Here is a 17,675-nt window from a genome sequence, read left to right as displayed (position 1 = left end):
ATCTTTATGATAAGCGTCGCATCACGCCGGTCTTTATCCTCGATGAGATGCAGTCGGCGACCGCCCAGTTTCTTCACGATCTGAGCATTATTTTTAACTTTGACATGGATAAACGTAATCCTTTTATCCTGATTCTCACTGGTTTACCAACGCTGGCCAACCGCCTGGCCTTAAACCAGAACCGGTCGCTGGATCAGCGACTGGTGACCCGGTTTCATTTCTCGCCGCTGACACCGGATGAGGTCCGGGACTATATCAAACACCGGTTTAAGCATGCCGGTGTTTCACGGAATCTGATCAACGAGAATGCTTATGAAGCCATTTCGTCATCCACTGGCGGTTATCCCCGATTAGTCGGTAATCTGGTTACCCAATGTCTGATTCTCGCCTTTCAAAAGCAAACCGATCTTATCGATGAAGAGATTGTTTTTGCCGCTTCTGCGGAAGCTGGGATTTAACGCCTGACGGCGTTACTTCCCTTTTTTTCTGGAGAAATAAAGCGTGATTATGTGATTAAAGACTGGCGTTTTATTTTCAACAACTCATAATTTTTACATTATTCCGTTCTTTTTCATCCGTTTTATTGTGATTAAACCAGTCCGAAATAATGTGAAAATTTACAGCAGGCAACGTAAAAGAGCCCATCATGCTATCGGCAATCGTTGTCGATCTTATTAAAATCAGCAATCGATAGCGAATAGCCGGGATTCAATTATTCTTCTTAAAGTCTGAATGACATCATCATAGGCTACTGGGTCATATAATAACTGCAATGTGATTTTTTGATAGTCTTTTTGGTAAAAGTTTTCGGCAATAATCTCGGTAAGAATGCCATTCAGATTTTGGTTGGCTGAATGGCAGCTGGGATTATTGTGTCGTTCAATTCGGACCTCAGCAATCAGCGGAATAAGAGATTCCAGATTACCCAGTCTGTCAATGATCATCGATAAATCATAGAGATGTCGGGAATGTTCAGTTGGATTATTTTCAATGTAATAATCACAGACGGCGAAGACCTTATCAATAAAAGTACGTCCAATATCCTGAGCATAAACCGGGAAGGGTTCTAAATGGTAGGTCTTGATGATTTCTGGAAATTGTTGTACCAGAAGATAATCTGCCATTAAACAATTGATTTCTAATTCCTGTACGGGAAAAGCCAGGGAAAGCAGGGTATTTTCGACGACAATATGATCTCTGACTACAACGTGGTTTTCCTGATAGGTATACTGAACCAGAAATCTTTGAAATTTTCGTCCTGATTTGAAATCAGTAGCATTCAAATATTCAAATCCAAGATCTTCAATTGTTTGTCTGATTTTTCGGTTTGTTTCTTTGATTGTACTTTGTGTGATTTTTCCATCATTGATTGGATAGTATGAAAGATCAATATCTTCTGAAAATCGATTGATTGCTTTGTAACACTTGGATAAAGATGTTCCGCCTTTAAAAATAAAATTTGGCAAATTGGTTTTCAACGTCTTTAAAAAAAGCGTAACAAAATAATCCTTAACAACAATATCAGGGGCAATCTTAAAATATGCACTGGTTCTTAAAACACTCTCTCTGAAATTGACTTCATCCTTATGCAAAATCATTAATCATCCCACTTTCAACCAATTCTTGATAAATTTTTTTAGGATAGGCGATGAGTGCCTGATCGAGTAGCGACCGTGAAAAGCTTTGGCTTTTAAGGTAGTTACACAAATAATTAAGCTGTTCGACATTGTTAAAATCGATGCTTGAAAGGGCTTCGAGAAATTCAATCAGGGTTCCATTTTCATTGGTAATAGGCGTTCGGGAACGCCTGAGAATCACAGCTTGACCGCCGACTAGAACTTGTCGCTTGCGGTTGGTTTCATTGTTGGTTGAAATTTCGATGACGTTGGGAACCTGGGTGGTGAGCCCCCATTTATTCAGCAAGGCCAGACCGGTTAAAACGCCGTACTGATTGTTATCGTCGCTAAGATATTTTCGCCGGATCACATCAGCGGGATTTAGCGACGATTCACCAAAGATGGTTTTTTCTGGGATATAGTAAATACCCTTTTGAAAGCGTCGGAGCGCTCCGGTCTTAGCCATCCGGGAAAAGGATTTTCTTAACGCATCACCGGAAATTATGTTTGCATTTTCCAGATCAGATAAAAAAATTGGGGTATTTGGTTTAAATTCAGATTTAATTTGAGCAAGTGTCAGCATCGGTATCACCTCATCTTTATTATAGTTGGTTTGGGAAGGATAGGCAAGTATTTATAAGAACAATGTATAAAATTGTGACATTGTTTAAGCAAAGGATGATGGTTGCTATCGATCTGACTCAAGTTGTTGTTATCTCAGCAGTTGGAGACGATTTTCCAACGAATAAAACAAACAGGTCAGGACAACCCCCTCGTTGTCCCGAACCTGTTTTTTACTTTCTATGTATCGATCCAACCAATCACCCTTCCACTCGACGCTGCTTAATCAGCACCAGGGTTACCCCCAGGACCGCTACCCCAAAGGCCAGCACCAGTACCATGCTGGTAAAAATCGACTGGAGCGTGTCGGTATTGAAATTGGCGGCAGCTGCGATTTCATTATTGGCCTTAACATACCAGTAGGTTGGGGTAAAGCTGGCAATCATCAGGACATTGGGACCAAGCAGTTCCTGGGGTACAAAGACACCGCTGAGAAAGCTGGTGCCCAGGGCGAAGACATTGGCCACTGCTGACATGGCGCCCCGGCTTTTAACCAGATTACCGATCAGATAGCTGATTGAAAGTGCTGCCAGGGTAAAGACAAAGGAATTAAGCAACAGCAGCAGGCCATTGGTGGTGAACATGTAGCTGCCATACATCACAAAGCTGGCGGAGATCAGCACCAACCAGGTCAGCACCGCATAACTGAGGTTGCCGAGAATCATCTGAACGTTCATTGTTGCTGCGCGCATCGGCGAACAGAGGTTGCGCCGTTTTAGATCGGTATCATTAAAGACCAGCATCACCGAACAGACCCCCAGAATCAGAATGGCAAACAGCGAATAGGAAAGATAGTTAAAATAGTAGCCGGATTTTTCGGCGTTGTCCGAGTGGAAAACACTCGAGATCACCGTGACCTCGGTTTCTTTGGTCAGATCTGTTTTCAGGTAGCTGACCAGTTCGGTCTGGGTTAGTTCGGGTAGATAAGTGATATAGGTTTTTGCAGTATTTAAGTATTTGTTGATCAGCAGATCCATATAAATGTTACTGGGGGAATCAGGGACGATGGTTTTTTCCAGTTGGATTTCCTGGCCGTTTAGCATCGCTGTGGTGAAGCCTTCCGGCACCCGCAGGATGTATACCACCTGCCGGAAAAAAAGCGCATCCTGAAGTTTTTGGGAATCATCAGGAAGATCCACCAGGTTGGCGTATTCGCCCAGATAGTTTTTAAGCCCTGCCACCAGTTGAGAATCATCGTCTTCATTAATAAAGGCAATATTGACCCGGGTTTTGGTAAAATCAGTATCCTGGGGTGGGTTGTAGGCGTTGGTCAATAGCAGTGCCAGCACCATAAAGACCACCAGATAGATGAGGATCTGGCCACGATTTTTCTGGATAATTCGAAAAAAAGCTTTATAAACTTGCATATTTCTGTCTCCTTAACACAAAGTACGTGATTGCGCTGAATAAAACGGTGAATCCACACAACAGCAGGATATCGGTGAAAAACTGGGTGTGCGTATTATAGTAATAGAGGGCATAAAAACTGTCGGTGATCAGGTTGGCCGGGTTGAGGTAGCCAAGAATCGGGACTTTGGTGGCGACAATATACTTCATGTCGGCAAACATCATTCCGGCCAGAAAGCACATCGTCATGGTGGAACCGATTAGGATTCCTGTTTTTAGTCCCTCACCTTTTTTGACGATGACACCGACGCAGGCCCCGAAGGTTACTCCGGTGAGGCTTCCGACGACACAGGTCAGAGCAATGTAGCCCAGCTGATCGCCGAAGCTGATTCCCAACACGCCGATCACAAAGGCCAGCAGAATCAGCAGTTCTGCCAGTTGAACAGTGGTAGCCGCCAGCATTGAAGAGATAAAGACACTTAGCTTATTGGTTGGAGCCAGATTGATTCGGGCCCCGACATCCGAAAGATCAGCCTGGATAGCCACCACTTCTTTGACTCCCAGAAAGCCGCCGTATAAACAGGTCATTGCAATTAACGCATAAAAGTAATTGACAACCGGATCGGGGTTGGAGTTGCTGGCCGAAACAGCCCGCAAGTATTCGGAGCGATTGGCAATCCCGGCCAGGATGCCTTGATCCAGGGCAGCGGGATTTTTGGTGATGACGGTGACGATGGTAGCCGAAGATTGTAAAAAATCATCCAGAAAGCCCCGTATAATGGTCTGATTAAGACCAGATCGGTTGACTACCAGATTGAGATCCGGGTCGAAAATAATATACCCGTCAATCTGATTGTCGGTGAGCAGTGCCTCTGCTTCTGTTCGGGTGGTGTAGGTCGCCTCAAAAATATTACCGGTGTCGTCCAGAGCGGCGGTAAAAGCCGGGTTGGCATCAAGCTCTTCATTTTTTACGACGGCTACCTTGACTTTAACAAATTCTTCGGCGCTGGTAATATTAGAAAAAGCCAGATTGAACAGGGTGGCCAAAAGAATTGGAAACATCAGGGTCCAGAACATCAATTCCCGATCCCGAAGAATGCACTTGAGGCGATAGCGATAATTAAATAAAAACATGACTCCTCCTAATCTCGCAGCTCTTTGCCGGTGATTTCCAGAAAGACATCGTTAAGTGTCGGTGGCTCGGAATAGATTTTTCCAATGGCAATCTGTTGATCTTTCAGGTGATCCAGAATGGGGATCAGATTATTCTTACCACGCTCAGACTTGATCACCAGCTGGTGGTCACGGCGTTCGGCTGAAATGATATGGGGTAGGGCGTTAATTCCGGCCAGGTCGAGATCTTCGGGGTTGAGCAGTTCAAGGTTGATGTGTTCTCCGGACTTAATCATTTTCTTAAGCTCTTCGTTGGTGCCCATGGCAATGATCTTACCCTTATCCATGATGGCGATGCGGCTGGCGATCTGCTCCACCTCTTCCATATAATGCGAGGTGTAAATAATCGTAGCGCCTTGCTGATTCAGCTTCTGGATCCCTTCCAGAATATTGTTACGACTCTGAGGATCGACGGCTACCGTCGGTTCGTCCAGAATAATCAGTTTCGGTTTATGGGCAATTCCACAGGCGATGTTCAGACGCCGCAGGAGACCACCGCTGAGTTTTTTGGGATAGAATTTGGAAAAATCATTCAGACCGACAAAATCAATGGCCTCGGCCACCAGTTTTTTACGGGTCTGTTTGTCAGTAATGTACAGACCGCAAAAGTAGTCGATATTTTCATATACAGTCAGTTCATTAAAAACAGCGACATTCTGCATGACAATCCCGATGTCCCGCTTGAGATGATAGGCATCCGGAGACATTGGCTGATCGAAGATTTCAATTGTTCCCTTATCGTATTTTAAGAGCGATAAAATACAGTTGATGGCGGTGGTTTTTCCTGAACCGTTGGGGCCCAGCAGCCCGAGGACTTCCCCTTCCTGTACCGCCAGATTGAAGTGATCGAGAGCGATCAGATCATTGTAACGCTTGACCAGATTCTTAACATTGATAACCATTTTCTTTCTCCTTTATCGGTATGCCTGCATTAGCAGCAGCGCAAACAGTTTTAAATTTGTTGATGCTTTTATCTTACGCCATTGGCACACGCTTTAATAGTGATAAGCCTCCCGATCGGGTATGACAAATGTCACCATTTATGTTAAAGTAATGATAAAATCGTACTGCTGACAGCGATACGATTCAGACTGTCAAAAAAAGTTAACCTAGTACCGACAATTGTTACATCATGTTGTACGCATCGGAGCGGACACGGCAGCGCCTGTCCGATTCCGCAGCGAACAACAGATTAACAATTGGTCGGTACGGGAGTATAGCAATACCTCAATTATAGTGCTGACAGCGATGCGATTCTGATAAAGGCAGGTAAAAATGAATAAGCTGATTGATAAGGTAATTGTTTTTGGATTCTGTCTGGCCTTGTATCTAACCACGGTGGATAATGTGCTACTGATTGCTCCGGTACTGGTGGCGGTGATTTTTGCAGCGGCCTCCAGTTATTTAACGGAAGGGCCGGTGACGGTGGGATTGTTTGGCGGCTATCTGCTAATCTGTTTTTTTGAGCCGGTTTATCTTTTATTTGTGCCACTGATCGGCTATGACATTTTGATTTCCCGCTATAAATGGTTGTGGACGCTGGCGCTGCTGCCAGCCGCAACCGGTTTTACAGCGCTGAGTGGCACTGCGGTGGTGCTGATTCCGGTATTTATGTTGGTGGCTTATTTTGTCAAAAAACGGACGCTCTCGCTGGAAACACTCAGACAGGATTACAATGCTCTCCGGGACACCACCCGGGAAACGGCCCTGCAGCTGGAAAAAAAGAATCAGATGCTACTGGAAAAGCAGGATTATGAACTGAATCTGGCCACTCTGACTGAACGCAACCGGATCGCCCGGGATATTCATGATAATGTTGGCCATATGCTGTCCCGGAGTATTTTGCAAACCGGGGCACTGTTGGCAATCAGTGAAGAAGCAAAAACCCGGGAAGGGTTAATTCAGATCAAAGAAACCCTTTCAGAAGCCATGGATAGCATTCGAAACAGCGTCCACGATCTTCACGATGAATCACTGGATTTGCAGCTGGAACTGCAGAAACTGATTAAGAATTTTGAATTTTGTCCGGTTAAATTTGACTATGATGTGGAATCACCCTTGGATAAAGAAGTGAAATATTGTTTTATCGCGGTGGTCAAGGAAGCCTTCTCCAATACGATCCGTCATTCTCAGGCCAATGAAGTGGAACTGGTGGTTCGGGAACATCCGGGATTGATCCAGCTGGTGGTACAGGATAACGGCAGCGGCAGCGGAAATCTTAATGGCGATGGTATCGGGCTAAAAAATATCGGTGACCGGGTGGCTGCCCTGAATGGCAACGTTCATATCACTGCGGAGCGGGGATTTCGGATCTTTATCTCCGTGCCTAAAAATGACTAATTAAAATAAATAAGGGGGAACCATGAAAATACTTGTTGTCGATGATGACCGGCTGGTCTGTGCATCACTAAAAACCATTATTGAAGCTCAGGGGGATATTGAAGTGATTGGAATCGGGCACAATGGCGAAGAAGCGATTGCCTTATACCGTAAGCTTAAACCGGATGTGCTGCTGATGGATATCCGGATGGAGGTGATGACCGGGCTGGAAGCCGCTGCGGCCATCCTGGCCATTGATCAAACGGCCCGAATTTTATTTTTAACTACTTTTTTAGATGATGAATATATTATCAAAGCGCTTAAACTGGGAGCAAAAGGGTATATCATCAAACAGGATTTTGAAAGCATTGTACCTGCCCTAAGAGCAGTAGAGATCGGTCAAAGTGTCTTTGGGCAGGATATTGTGACCAAGATTCCAGGACTGATTAATCAGCAAGAACCCCGGTCGGTAGATTGTTTTGATCTGAGTGAGAAGGAACGGGAACTGCTCGACCGGGTGGCCCAGGGGCTTAGTAACCGGGAAATTGCCGAGAGCCTGTATTTAAGTGAAGGAACCGTGCGAAACCGCATTAGCGTGATTTTGGAAAAACTGAATCTCCGGGATCGGACTCAGTTGGCCATCTTTTTCTACAAAAACCTGAACTGAGGTTTTAGCAGTTAAAAGCAAAAAAAGCCATCGCTGATGTTGGGGATAATCTCTTTACGATGAAAGAAGATGAAACCATGAAAAAGATAAGAACTGGAATGTGGATGATGCTGCTCGGATTGATGCTAATGATTTCCTTGTCGGTTTGTGTCAACGCAGTGGAAACAAAGCCGCAGGCTGTGACTTTCCAGAGCAGTTACCAAACCCATATCCAGAATGTCGGCTGGCAGGAATGGCAGTCGGATGCTGGTGTCAGCGGAACGACGGGCCGGTCACTGCGTCTGGAAGGGATCAGATTAAAGATAAACGATCCCCCCAATTTAGGAATTACCTACCAAACCCATGTTCAGAATATCGGCTGGCAGAACTGGGTTGATGACGGTGCCGAGGCTGGGACGACAGGCCGGTCATTACGGATGGAAGCAGTCCGCATCAAACTCACTGGTTCTGAAGCGGAGAAATTTGACGTGTATTATCAGGCGCATGTTCAGAATCAGGGCTGGCAACAATGGGTTAAAAACGGTGAGTTAGCAGGAACCGAAGGGCTTTCCTATCGGATGGAAGCGATCCGGATGGTGATCACCCCCAAAGGAGCAGCCCCGCCGGACGACACAACTGCTTTTAAAAACGTAATCGTGCTGATTTCAGATGGATGCGGTGCCAACCATATTCTAGCTACCGACTATTTCACCGGTGGTCAGGACGGAATCCAGGTATATGAGAACTTTCCAACCCAGTATTTTATGAGCACCTATTCGACCGGAAAAATCGAATCTGCAGATGATGCCCGTTATACGTATGATCCAGCCACGATTTGGAGCAGTTTTGATGAGCTGAAAAACAGGCCGACGGATTCCGCCGCTTCTGCCACTGCCATGGCCACCGGTACTAAAACCTATAATGGCGCGGTCGGAGTCGATCCCAATCAGAATAATTTACGTAATCTGACTGAAGATTTTGAAGCAAACGGAAAATCCACCGGAGTGGTCACCTCAGTGGAACTCAGTCATGCCACCCCGGCAGCTTTTGTGGCGCATGACACGGATCGCAGTAATTACAGTGGAATTGCCAATGAAATGATCAGAGACAGTAGGATTGATGTGATCATGGGCGCCGGAAATCCTTTATATAATGATGACAGCGTTAAACGTAGCAGCATTGAAGCCGAGCATTATCAATTTGTTGGAGGTCAGGAAACCTGGGAGGCTCTGGAGGCGGGAGCCTTGGGCAATGATGCTGATGGTGATGGCGATCCTGACTCATGGCAGCTGATCCAGACCAAGGCCGATTTTGAAGCCCTCCAGAGCGGAGCCGCACCGGATCGGGTGATCGGCGTGCCACCGGTTTATACGACCCTGCAGTATGGCCGGACTGGCGATGTTAATGCCCAGCCTTTTGCGGTTGCGTTGAATAATCAGGTGCCCTCGCTGGCGACAATGGCCCGGGCTTCCCTTAATGTACTGGACAATAACGAGGAGGGATTTTTCCTGATGATTGAAGGCGGCGCTGTTGATTGGGCCGCCAGTAAGAATCAGAGTGGTCGAATGATTGAAGAAGAAACTGCGTTTAACCAGGCCGTTGCCGCGGTGTGTGACTGGGTGGAAGGTAACAGCAGTTGGTCAGAAACCCTGGTGATTGTCACCAGTGATCACGAAACCGGCTATTTAACAGGCAGTAGTGGTATTTATAATGAGGTGGTCAATAATGGAAAAGGGGTCATGCCGACGATGGTCTGGAACAGCCAAAGCCATACGAATCAGCTGGTGCCTATTTTTGCCAAAGGGCCGGGTTCCGATTTGTTTAGAAAATATGCTGTGGGTTCCGACCCGGTTCGGGGTGCCTATATCAATAACACCGATATTCCCAGGGTGATCCGGGAATTACTAAAATAACAAAAATACCTGTTACGCAGCATACAATAATGCGGTAACAGGTATTTTTCAAGTTCGTTTAGATACGGCATTAGGCCAAGCGGTAAGGGCCCAGAACGGTGTTGAGAATCGCAGTCAACTGCTCAGGTAAGATACCGAAGACAATCGCCACTCCTTCTACCTGACAGCGACGGCTGTCGTTGTAATGCTGGTCGGATTTTTCTTCGGTGAGGGAAATCATACAGCTTTGACCTTCGGCAGTCAGATTGGCCTTGATATGGCCGATGATTCCCCCCCGTTCAGTAATTTGGGCGGCGATTTTTTTAAGCGCCGCATCCAGGGTGGTTACTGCTTCTTCAAAGCTCAACTCAATCGTTAAGCGATATGAGCCAACCAGGCTGGCATCATGGGTTTTTACCGTAATCGCTTGAGGGTTGTGTTGATGGCGCTCAGGTTGATGGGCGGGCGCAGCATGGTGATGGTCACCATGACAACCACAATTTTCGTCATGACGATGGTGAGGTTGTTGGCTATTCATTGATTGGTGCCTCCTGTTCGGTATTCAAGATGGTTCCCCAAATGACCGGGTCAATCGGCTGGGCGGCGCTGATTCTGAAGCATTTGGCGTGGTCGTTAAAGGATCGGATGGAAGTCTCCACTTCGGACAAGGTCTGGTCGTCGACCAGATCGATCTTATTGATCAGAATCACATCAGCAGCTTCCAGTTGCCCTTCCAGGAGCATCTCCATAGGCTGCAGCAGCCGCAACCAGCGTTTGGCATCGGTGATACAGGTGACCTGAACCGTAAGTTCTGGCAGCGACTGGTTGATGGTCTGGCGGATGTTATCGGGAAAGGCCACGCCAGTCGTTTCCATGATTATCAGCTCGGGATTGAAATCGGTTCTGATCCGATGCAGATTCAGAATCAGTTCTCCGGACATGGTACAGCAGACGCAGCCGGAAAATAGATTGGTTACCTGGTAGCCGTTTTTTTTGAGTAAGCTGTCATCAACACTGACCTCACCGATTTCATTTTCCAGAATGACCACCCGGGTCGTATTGGAAGGCTGATTCCCGATCAGATGGCCAGCCAGCTGCAATAAAACGCTGGTTTTTCCGGAACCCAGAAATCCCCCTAAGATAATAATGTTCATATTAATTGTAAACTGTTTTGCTCAGACGATTTGCTTCATCGACGATCCAGCCGTTGACTTCCTGAACCTTGGGGTCAAAATAATCCAGCGAGGTCAGCATCCCATTGAAGATAAAACCGCCGTTGGGTGCAAGTCGATCAAAGGTGTTCCGAACCGCTTCCCGGACTTCTTCTTCATCGACCACTGGCCAGGTGCTGGGCATTCTAAATTCAAAACCGCCGTTGATTGCCAGCTTGGCGCCATATTTTTGTTTTACTCCCACCAGATCATTTTCAACCTGAGCCGGATCCCAAACGTTGACCCCGATGTCCACCATTGAGGGGATCAAATCTTCGCAGCGACCGCAATTATGGTAAAAAATTGGAATATTTTCGTCTCTGACCAGATCCAGACATTTTTTATAACGCGGTACAAAGATCTCTTCAAATAATTTGGGCGAAATAAAGGGGTTGAGTTTTGAAGCGGTATCATCGAGCAGGTAATAGCCTTCCGGTTTATAAAAGTGAAGCAGATTTTTGGTGATATAGAGGGAGTGTTCCAGCATGTAGTCAAGCAGCTCTTCAACTTCTTCCTGTTCTTCATAGATGGCGCAAAGCCCCTCAGTAAAGCCCATAAACCCGATGAACTGCTGAAATAAGTCAGCAAATCCACTGAGAACAAAGGCTGTTTGGTCAGGATCCTGAACGTATTTTTTACGGTCATCCCGGGCTGCTGCTTCCCAGTCAAAGCCGGTATAGTCCGGAGCTTTGATCACATCCCGCCATTTTGTCACATCGGTCAAAATAAAGTCATTGGGTTTTGGCAGGGCGGCAAAATTAATTTCTTCACCGGTTACAAAGGTGACGCCCCAGGGGTCGACACCGCCCCCAGGCCCCCGAAAACTGCCTAAAATACAGGGGTCGGCCATGGTAAGAAGCGGTGCATTAGGACCGAAATAAGATGAAACCGGCACATATTCCGGCATTTCGCCCCGGGCTACCCGCAAAAAATTTTCCTTCTGAGTTAAATGAGCTGTCATGCTTGTCCTCCTTAATGGTTGAATTATAAACAAGTTTAATATTCAAATACGGTTTTGTCAATACATTTGTAATAATAAATAAATTTACTATAATATCGTTTTCATAAACGATAGTTGTCCTGATATCATAATAAAATGATGCAATACCTAAAAAATATGTGAACTGGTCAGCAAGTAAAAGCTTCTCGGTTAAAAAAGATCGATTGATGGTGACTGCGATTATTAAATAAATTCAAAATATGTAAGTGAGACAAGTAAGGCAGAGCTACTGACAAAAGCTGCTTAGTCAATAGGTTTTGTTAATCCGCTAAAAACGCCGTTAGCTGGTTGTGTCTGACTTAAACATAGCATATAATTAAAAAAGCATAAAAATACAAAAAAAGTAGTCAGCGAAATCGGGGAGATCCGATTTTTTATGAAATGAGTGGGAGAGAGGTTGCAATGAGAAGTTCGTCGAACCATTATCAAAACAGGTTCAGGTTGATAATCAATGTGGTTTTAATTGCTTTGCAATTAGGAATCATCGGATTGGTTATCCTGCAGTTTTCTGAAGATGCAGTGGTTGCCTATTGGATCATTGAAGGGGTGGCTGTTTTTGTGGTGCTTAATATTGTCTATCGCAAAAAGACGGCCGCCTATAAAATTTCATGGATCATTTTTGTATTGGCATTTCCAGCCGTTGGGATTGTTATTTATTTTATCTGGGGACGGCAGCGGGTTCCCAAAAAATCAAAAAAACGCTGGGATGAAGTGAATCAGCGTACCTTTTTAAGATTGGAACAGAACCAGGCTGTGTTGGAATCGATTGATGACAAGAGCATCAGAAAACAGGTGGAGCTGGTTCATCGGCTGAGTGATCTGCCGGTTTGGCAAAATACCCGAACGACCTATTTGAAGCTGGGCGAGGACATGCATCGGGCGAACCTGGAAGCCATTAAAACGGCTGAAGAATTTATTTTTCTGGAATATTTTATTGTTACCGGTGGTAAAATGTACGATGAACTGATGGCCGCCCTCTATGAAAGAGCGGCGGCCGGGGTAGAAATCCGGATGTTGGTGGACGAGATGGGAAGTCTGTCGACCCTGCCCAAAGATTTTTATCAAAGCTGTGCGGCACACGGGATAAAGAGTATTCCGTATAACCCTTTTTCGCCATCACTGTTTAAGTTTATCAGCTTTCGGGATCACCGCAAGATGACCATAGTTGATGGCCGGGTGGCCATCACCGGTGGCATTAATATCGGTGATGAATACATCAATCAAAAGGTGCGTTTCGGCCATTGGAAGGATATGGCCATTCGGCTCGAAGGGGCGGCGGTTTTTAGCCTCACCACCATGTTTATTAATATGTGGGACTACTCGACCGGGGCGGTTTCGCAACTGGACGACTTCAAGGCGACAGCCGCTCCGGAAACAGGCAATGAATTAGTGATGCCGTTTTGTGATGGTCCGATGAACCCCCGAAATCCGGCGGCCAACACCTATATGACAATTTTTGCCAACGCTAAAGAGTATCTCTATCTGACGACCCCTTATCTGATTCTGGATACGGATCTGACAAACTGTATTTTGCTGGCGGCCCGTAGCGGAGTGGATGTGCGAATCATTACCCCGGGTATTCCCGATAAAAAACTGGTTTATGCCACCACCCGGGCATTTTACGGTGATCTGCTGGCTGAAGGGGTGCGGATCTATGAATACACCCCGGGCTTTATTCACGGCAAGGTACTGGTCACCGACGATCAGGTTGCTATCGTTGGCTCCATCAATATGGATTATCGCAGCCTGACCTGGAATTACGAATGCGGTACCTGGGTTTGCAGCTCGCCAACAGTGCAGGAAATCAAGGCGGACTTGATGGATTGTATCAATGCGAGTCGGGAAGTGCATTATTCGGATTGGGAGCAAACCACATTTTTAACAAAAGTGGGGCAGGCAGTTTTAAGAATTATGGCACCCTTGATGTAATTGAAAGGATATCAAATGAAAATATGTGCAATTCAAATGCAGGTGATCCTAAAACAGATCGACGTAAATTATCGTAATGCCGAGAGCTTAATTCGCCAGGCAGCAGCCGCTGGGGCGGATGTAGCCGTGTTACCGGAAATGTGGAGCGGTGGATTTGTTACCGATGATCTGGATGAACGGTTGGCGGATGGGCACCGGGCGGAGGTGTTTCTGAGCCAATTGGCCAGAGAACTGCAGATTAACATTGTCGGTGGTTCGGTGGCCACTAAAAAAGGCAGTTATTTTTATAATACCGGCTACGTGGTTAATCGGCAGGGAGTAATTATTGCCGATTATGACAAGGCCCACCTGTTTAGTTATGCCGGTGAAGACAAGCGTTTCGGGGCGGGCCAGCAGTTGGTTACCTTTGACCTTGACGGCATTCCCTGCGGGATCATCATCTGTTATGAGATCCGTTTCCCCGAATGGTCCAGAAAACAGGCGCTGGCTGGAACAAAGGTGCTTTTTGTCCCGGCTGAGTGGCCCTTGCCCCGGGTTCATCACTGGCGGGTTCTGAATCAGGCCCGGGCCATCGAAAATCAGTTTTTTGTGGTCGCTGTCAATGGCTGTGGTGCGGCAGTAAAGGATCAACAAAACGCCGGCAACTCGATGATCATTGATCCTTTGGGCAAGCTGCTGGCAGATGCTGGAGCTGACCCGGAAGAAAAATTGATTATCGCCGATGTGGACGTGGCTGAACTGGATCAAACCAGAAAGAGCATGACCGTTTTTAAAGATCGGAGACCTGAATTGTATTAAGAAAGCTTGGATAATGATATTATACCAAAAAAAGATGCGTTACCTGGTAGCGGATCTTTTTTTATGGCATCAGTAAAACGACACCCATCGTTTAAATCCATGAGTTCAGGGTAAGATGATCATATAAGCAAAGGTTTTACAGAAGACGATGAACAGATCGCGATCAGATTAGTTCATTGAAGAACATGGTAAAGAATTAGTTTAGACAATTGCGAAAGTGCCGTGTGCGATGCTTTTAATATCGCAAGAACGTGAGAAGTATTAAAAAAAGGAGGCAAAAAGTGAACGGTATAGTAAAACATATATTCAGTGGGCTGATCATTGCGGGTATCTGCATCGGGATGGTTCCAATTGGCGTTATGGCTAAAGAACAGAACCTCGACACCGAATTAATCGATAACGTGGCTTTGGAAGCCAGTGATGAAAACCAGAGCTTAAATGAAGGAACACAACGGTCAGAAATTTCGCTTAACAGCATTCATGCCGGGGATTACTGGTATGATACGATCGTCGGGGGGATCAGGATTGTTGCCTATACGGGAAGCGGTGGTAATGTCGATATCCCAGCTACACTTGATGGCAAAAGTGTGCTGGAAATAGGCAGCGATGTATTTAACGGAAACACCAGCTTAACGGGTGTGAACCTGCCTAACAGTGTGACAAGTTTGGGGATGCGTTCGTTTTACAATTGTCCCAATCTGGATTCGGTCTTTTTAGGAAACGGTTTAACAACCATCGGAAATGGTTCGTTCTGGGGTGCCCAGGCGCTGAACAGCATCATTATCCCCAGTTCCGTTACGACCATTGGTTATGCGGCCTTTGCCAATTGCAATGCCCTGACTAAAATTACTATTTTTAACAGCACCCTGACTTTTGATGGACAGGTATTCGGAACCATTCCCCATCTTACCATCTACGGTTATGCCGGATCGACCGCAGAATCGTATGCGTATGCAAATATGCGACCCTTTATCAGCCTGCCTGCTTCCTATGTGGATGTGTACTATTCCACGCATGTTCAGAATGTCGGCTGGCAGAGTGCCAAAAAAAATGGTGAAACCAGTGGGACGGTTGGCCAGGGCCTGCGCCTGGAAGGAATCAAAATTCTGGTGGATAACAGCGAAGTCAATGTGGCCATTCAGTATCAGACCCATGTTCAGAATATCGGTTGGCAACCAATGGTTAGCAACGGTGACCTTAGTGGAACAACCGGTCTTAGTCTGCGTCTGGAAGGAATCCGGATTGAGCTCGATGGTGTCGATGTGGGTAAATATGATGTTTATTATCGTGTCCATGCCCAGAATTATGGCTGGTTGGACTGGGCTAAAAACGGTGCCAGTGCCGGTACCGAAGGGATGGCACTGCGGTTGGAAGGCATTCAGATCATCGTCGTGCCAAGTGGTTCGGCGGCCCCGGGAGCCACCGTTGTGCCGTTTGCCAGCAGCTTGAATTAACAAAACTAAGTCAAAAAAAAGACTTTGGTGAAATGCTGGACTTGAATGCCAACGGCTAACAAAAAAAGATTTCAAATAATTTATTTTTTTTAAATATTTTTGTTATTTATGATAAAAGAGGGTAAAAACAATATCGTAGTGATAACTGTGTAATTTCACACCAGTTGGGGTGTGATGTACACAGAAAACAATTCCATTGAAAGGAGGAATAGTGAAGTGAAAAAAATGTCGAAATTGATGGCTTTGTTGCTGGTTGTGATGATGGTGTTAATGTTAATACCGGTATCAACATTTGCCGCAGAAGAAGTTGTTGAAGAACCAACACTCGTGGTTCTGGAAGTTGAGGGAGCACCAGTTGATGAGGTGCTAAATACCGCAGTAGAAACGCCAGCAGCAGAAACGCCTGCAGTGGAAACGCCAGCGGCGGTTGAACCAGTGGCAGCAGCGCCGGCAGTGGAAACGCCAGCTGCTGAAACCCCAGCTGCTGATGCACCGGTTGTAGCCGTTGCAGAAGCACCAGTAATCGAAACTGCAGCAGATGAAGGAACCATTGAGGTAAAAGCAGTTCCCGCACTCGGTTTATGGAGAGATGCAACAACTTTTATTGATGTACTCCTGAACACCGTTGGTGCTGACTACTCTTATGATGCGATAACCAATGCTTTAACCTTAAACGGTTTTGTTGGCAAACAGGTTGTTGCAGCTGATATGGGTAGCAATTTTGCCATGATCCTCAAAGGTGAAAACCTTGTTGTGAATCCGGATGGCTGCGCAGTTGAAGTTGTCGGAAACCTGACCATGGGCGGACCTGGCGAACTGACGGCAGTCGGCGAATATTCAGCAATTCATGTCATGGACGGCGATCTCGTGCTTAATGATGGTGATTATGAATTAACCGCTTTAACAAGTGACAATACCCATAATGCCTATGGTATACTTGTTGACAATGGTGATTTAATCATCAATGACGGATGGCTTGATGCAACGGCAGTCCATACTGGAACCGGCGGAGCCTATGGTCTCTGGGCAGACAATGACCTGGTAATCAACGGCGGCGATGTCGATGTCATTACTGATTCAGTTAGTGGCCAGAGCATGGGTATTGGCGCTGGCGATGATGCCATCGTTAAAGGCGGATACACAACTGTTAAATCAACCACCGAAACTGGTGTAGCAACTGCATTATATGCAGCTAGCTGGGTTGTAATCCGAGATGGTATTCTGGATCTTTGTACCTCTGGTGGTGTTAATCCGTTAGCTATCTATGGCGGCGAAGGTGTTTGGATCAGTCCTTGCTATGGTGATGTCGATCTGACCGCATCCTGTTTGTATCTGGAACCATATCTCTGTTACCAGAAATCATCTTCTAACCCAAAAACTGGTACTCAAGACATGGGTCAAGATGCATTAATGGCTACTATGGGATTATTAGCACTGATGGGTATGGCTTATCTAATCAGCAAAAAAGAAATCAAAGCATAAATACACACACTATTCACAAAAAAGCAGTACAGTAGACGAAAACCATTGGTTTTAGTTGCGTTTATTGGTTGTTAAAAATGAACTCCGATTACTGATCGATTCATCACGAAATGATCAATAAAAGGAGTTCTTTTTATGTGGCCCATCTAAAAGAGCGTAACCGAGATTATTTTATGTGAGTTGATAA

16 protein-coding genes are annotated in these 17,675 nt (G+C 45.9%); 8 read left to right on the top strand and 8 right to left on the bottom strand.

Annotation, left to right across the window (positions count from 1 at the left end):
• Positions 1-458, top strand: a 458-nt coding sequence (locus BI182_RS17215; protein ID WP_502691631.1) for an ExeA family protein, incomplete at its 5' end; no start/stop codon positions are given.
• Between the two features lie 222 nt (positions 459-680).
• Here the strand turns inward: BI182_RS17215 and BI182_RS17210 are convergent.
• The 5 genes from BI182_RS17210 to BI182_RS17190 form a co-directional block, all read right to left on the bottom strand.
• The gene (locus tag BI182_RS17210) at positions 681-1,598 is read right to left on the bottom strand and encodes a nucleotidyl transferase AbiEii/AbiGii toxin family protein (protein ID WP_228878216.1); all 918 of its coding nucleotides are present in this window, start codon (positions 1,596-1,598) and stop codon (positions 681-683) included.
• A complete protein-coding gene (locus BI182_RS17205) occupies positions 1,585-2,199 on the bottom strand; it encodes a DUF6088 family protein (protein ID WP_148637152.1) in 615 nt (204 codons plus the stop codon). Before BI182_RS17205 ends, BI182_RS17210 begins: the two co-directional genes overlap by 14 nt.
• A 238-nt stretch (positions 2,200-2,437) precedes the next feature.
• Positions 2,438-3,604 (bottom strand): ABC transporter permease, encoded by a 1,167-nt coding sequence (locus BI182_RS17200; RefSeq protein ID WP_148637153.1) that lies wholly within the window; start codon positions 3,602-3,604, stop codon positions 2,438-2,440.
• A complete protein-coding gene (locus BI182_RS17195) occupies positions 3,591-4,718 on the bottom strand; it encodes an ABC transporter permease (RefSeq protein ID WP_148637154.1) in 1,128 nt (375 codons plus the stop codon). The genes BI182_RS17200 and BI182_RS17195 overlap by 14 nt, the downstream gene beginning before the upstream one ends.
• Positions 4,719-4,726: 8 nt before the next feature.
• Complete coding sequence (locus BI182_RS17190; protein WP_286809833.1) at positions 4,727-5,659, bottom strand: ABC transporter ATP-binding protein; 933 nt, start codon at positions 5,657-5,659, stop codon at positions 4,727-4,729.
• Positions 5,660-6,032: 373 nt separating this feature from the next.
• On the opposite strand from BI182_RS17190, the gene BI182_RS17185 reads away from it, so the two are divergent.
• The 3 genes from BI182_RS17185 to BI182_RS17175 all read left to right on the top strand — a co-directional run bounded on the left by BI182_RS17185 (position 6,033) and on the right by BI182_RS17175 (position 9,635).
• Positions 6,033-7,097: a sensor histidine kinase gene (locus tag BI182_RS17185; protein WP_286809832.1), complete on the top strand. Its 1,065-nt coding sequence runs from the start codon at positions 6,033-6,035 to the stop codon at positions 7,095-7,097.
• Positions 7,098-7,119: 22 nt separating this feature from the next.
• The gene (locus BI182_RS17180; RefSeq protein ID WP_286809831.1) at positions 7,120-7,743 is read left to right on the top strand and encodes a response regulator transcription factor; all 624 of its coding nucleotides are present in this window, start codon (positions 7,120-7,122) and stop codon (positions 7,741-7,743) included.
• A 77-nt stretch (positions 7,744-7,820) separates the two neighbouring features.
• Positions 7,821-9,635: an alkaline phosphatase gene (locus BI182_RS17175; RefSeq protein WP_286809830.1), complete on the top strand. Its 1,815-nt coding sequence runs from the start codon at positions 7,821-7,823 to the stop codon at positions 9,633-9,635.
• A 70-nt stretch (positions 9,636-9,705) separates the two neighbouring features.
• Here BI182_RS17175 and BI182_RS17170 read toward each other — a convergent pair whose 3' ends face one another.
• The 3 genes from BI182_RS17170 to BI182_RS17160 are packed head-to-tail and all read right to left on the bottom strand — an operon-like array spanning position 9,706 to position 11,786.
• Positions 9,706-10,152, bottom strand: a complete 447-nt coding sequence (locus BI182_RS17170) for a hypothetical protein (protein WP_286809829.1) — start codon at positions 10,150-10,152, stop codon at positions 9,706-9,708.
• Positions 10,145-10,768, bottom strand: coding sequence for a GTP-binding protein (locus BI182_RS17165; protein WP_070370271.1), 624 nt, complete (start codon positions 10,766-10,768; stop codon positions 10,145-10,147). The genes BI182_RS17170 and BI182_RS17165 overlap by 8 nt, the downstream gene beginning before the upstream one ends.
• A gap of 1 nt (position 10,769) precedes the next feature.
• Entirely contained in the window at positions 10,770-11,786 is a 1,017-nt protein-coding gene (locus BI182_RS17160; RefSeq protein WP_070370270.1) for a uroporphyrinogen decarboxylase family protein, read from the bottom strand.
• A gap of 441 nt (positions 11,787-12,227) precedes the next feature.
• Here BI182_RS17160 and cls point away from each other — a divergent pair, with 441 nt between their 5' ends.
• The 4 genes from cls to BI182_RS17140 all read left to right on the top strand — a co-directional run bounded on the left by cls (position 12,228) and on the right by BI182_RS17140 (position 17,488).
• Positions 12,228-13,754 (top strand): cardiolipin synthase, encoded by a 1,527-nt coding sequence (cls, locus tag BI182_RS17155; protein WP_286809815.1) that lies wholly within the window; start codon positions 12,228-12,230, stop codon positions 13,752-13,754.
• A gap of 15 nt (positions 13,755-13,769) precedes the next feature.
• Positions 13,770-14,552, top strand: coding sequence for a carbon-nitrogen family hydrolase (locus BI182_RS17150; protein ID WP_286809812.1), 783 nt, complete (start codon positions 13,770-13,772; stop codon positions 14,550-14,552).
• A gap of 281 nt (positions 14,553-14,833) precedes the next feature.
• Positions 14,834-16,006 (top strand): leucine-rich repeat protein, encoded by a 1,173-nt coding sequence (locus BI182_RS17145; protein ID WP_286809809.1) that lies wholly within the window; start codon positions 14,834-14,836, stop codon positions 16,004-16,006.
• Between the two features lie 216 nt (positions 16,007-16,222).
• Positions 16,223-17,488, top strand: a complete 1,266-nt coding sequence (locus tag BI182_RS17140; RefSeq protein ID WP_228878249.1) for a carbohydrate-binding domain-containing protein — start codon at positions 16,223-16,225, stop codon at positions 17,486-17,488.
• The last annotated feature ends 187 nt before the right edge of the window (positions 17,489-17,675 follow it).

It is taken from the genome of Acetobacterium sp. MES1 (assembly GCF_002237635.1).
In the GTDB taxonomy this organism is placed as follows: Bacteria; Bacillota; Clostridia; order Eubacteriales; family Eubacteriaceae; genus Acetobacterium; species Acetobacterium wieringae.
Note: the sequence above shows the minus strand (reverse complement) of the source record. Positions and strands in the feature narration are given on the sequence as shown.

Excerpts from the sequence above, each read along its gene's own strand:
- cls (WP_286809815.1), top strand. The coding sequence starts at position 12,228 with ATGAGAAGTTCGTCGAACCATTATCAAAACAGGTTCAGGTTGATAATC.
- BI182_RS17175 (WP_286809830.1), top strand. The coding sequence starts at position 7,821 with ATGAAAAAGATAAGAACTGGAATGTGGATGATGCTGCTCGGATTGATG.
- BI182_RS17165 (WP_070370271.1), bottom strand. The coding sequence starts at position 10,768 with ATGAACATTATTATCTTAGGGGGATTTCTGGGTTCCGGAAAAACCAGC.
- BI182_RS17160 (WP_070370270.1), bottom strand. The coding sequence starts at position 11,786 with ATGACAGCTCATTTAACTCAGAAGGAAAATTTTTTGCGGGTAGCCCGG.
- BI182_RS17205 (WP_148637152.1), bottom strand. The coding sequence starts at position 2,199 with ATGCTGACACTTGCTCAAATTAAATCTGAATTTAAACCAAATACCCCA.
- BI182_RS17210 (WP_228878216.1), bottom strand. The coding sequence starts at position 1,598 with ATGATTTTGCATAAGGATGAAGTCAATTTCAGAGAGAGTGTTTTAAGA.
- BI182_RS17170 (WP_286809829.1), bottom strand. The coding sequence starts at position 10,152 with ATGAATAGCCAACAACCTCACCATCGTCATGACGAAAATTGTGGTTGT.
- BI182_RS17195 (WP_148637154.1), bottom strand. The coding sequence starts at position 4,718 with ATGTTTTTATTTAATTATCGCTATCGCCTCAAGTGCATTCTTCGGGAT.
- BI182_RS17150 (WP_286809812.1), top strand. The coding sequence starts at position 13,770 with ATGAAAATATGTGCAATTCAAATGCAGGTGATCCTAAAACAGATCGAC.
- BI182_RS17190 (WP_286809833.1), bottom strand. The coding sequence starts at position 5,659 with ATGGTTATCAATGTTAAGAATCTGGTCAAGCGTTACAATGATCTGATC.
- BI182_RS17185 (WP_286809832.1), top strand. The coding sequence starts at position 6,033 with ATGAATAAGCTGATTGATAAGGTAATTGTTTTTGGATTCTGTCTGGCC.
- BI182_RS17180 (WP_286809831.1), top strand. The coding sequence starts at position 7,120 with ATGAAAATACTTGTTGTCGATGATGACCGGCTGGTCTGTGCATCACTA.
- BI182_RS17200 (WP_148637153.1), bottom strand. The coding sequence starts at position 3,604 with ATGCAAGTTTATAAAGCTTTTTTTCGAATTATCCAGAAAAATCGTGGC.